This is a genomic window from Kitasatospora sp. UYEF31, assembly GCF_057291755.1.
Genome location: NZ_JBXAWK010000150.1, coordinates 1 through 1,514 on the forward strand (window position 1 = coordinate 1; position 1,514 = coordinate 1,514).

The following is a 1,514-nucleotide window of genomic DNA, read 5'->3' on the forward strand; positions in this document are numbered from 1 at the left end:
CCCCGTTATGTTTTTCGTGGTCCTGCAAGAGGACCGCTGGCCTCCGGGCCCGGCATGACTGTTGCCCCCTGTCGAAGACATGACCTGGGGGGTGGTGTCACCGGGCCCGGAAGGTGCCGTCGGAGACGCTGATCAGAGGCCCGGCCACCGCCCGGTCCGGTGCAATGCCGGACAGTTCGCGGGCGGCAGGTCTGCATAACGTGGATGCGCCAGTACGACACCAACGCCGAGGCCGGCGCCATCAACTCCCCTGGAGGAGATCGGTGTTCAACACTCAAGACGTGGGCGTGTTCCTCGGCCTGGACGTCGGCAAGAGCGCCCACCACGGCCGCGGGCTCACCCCGGCCGGCAAGAAAGTCTTCGACAAGGCCCTGCCCAACAACGAACCGAAACTGCGGGCCGTGTTCGACAAGCTGACCGCGAAGTTCGGCACCGTCCTGGTCATCGTGGACCAGCCCGCCTCCATCGGAGCCCTGCCCCTGGCCGTCGCCCGCGACGCGGGCTGCCAGGTCGCCTACCTGCCCGGGCTGGCCATGCGGCGGATCGCCGACCTCTACCCGGGCGAGGCCAAGACCGACGCGAAGGACGCGGCGGTGATCGCGGACGCCGCCCGCACCATGCCGCACACCCTGCGCGCCCTGGAGCTGACCGACGAGATCACCGCCGAACTGACCGTCCTGGTCGGCTTCGACCAGGACCTCGCCGCCGAGGCCACCCGCACCTCCAACCGGATCCGCGGCCTGCTCACCCAGTTCCACCCCGGCCTGGAGCGCGTCCTGGGACCCCGCCTCGACCACCCCGCCATCACCTGGCTGCTGGAGCGCCACGGGTCCCCGGCCGCCCTGCGCAAGGCCGGCCGTCGCAGGCTCGTCGACCTGATTCGCCCCAAGGCCCCGCGCATGGCCCAGCGCCTGATCGATGACGTCTTCGCCGCACTCGACGAGCAGACCGTCACCGTCCCGGGGACCGGCACTCTGGACATCGTCGTGCCCTCCCTGGCCCGCTCGCTGGCCGCCGTCCACGAACAACGCCGGGCCCTGGAAGCGCAGATCAGTGCCCTGCTGGAAGCCCACCCTCTTTCCCAGGTCCTGACCTCGATGCCCGGCGTCGGCGTCAGGACCGCCGCCGTCCTGCTGACCACCGTCGGCGACGGTGCCAAGTTCCCCACCGCCGCCCACCTCGCCTCCTACGCCGGACTTGCCCCCACCACCCGGCAGTCCGGGACCTCGATCCACGGCGAACACGCACCCCGAGGCGGAAACCGGCAGCTCAAACGCGCCATGTTCCTGTCCGCCTTCGCCTGCATGAACGCCGATCCGGCGTCTCGCGCCTACTACGACAGGCAACGCGCCCGTGGCAAAACCCACACCCAGGCCCTCCTGCGCCTCGCCCGCCAACGCATCAACGTCATCTTTGCCATGCTCCGCGACGGCACCTTCTACGAATCCCGGCGTCCCACCGTCGCCCTCGCAGCATGACCACATGACCATCAGAAACCATCACAAAACTGGCGG

General features: G+C 69.6%; 1 protein-coding gene. It reads left to right on the top strand.

Annotation, left to right across the window (positions count from 1 at the left end):
- The first annotated feature begins 263 nt into the window (after positions 1–263).
- Positions 264–1,478: an IS110 family RNA-guided transposase gene (locus AC0Z36_RS29640; RefSeq protein WP_485466176.1), complete on the top strand. Its 1,215-nt coding sequence runs from the start codon at positions 264–266 to the stop codon at positions 1,476–1,478.
- Positions 1,479–1,514 lie beyond the last annotated feature (36 nt).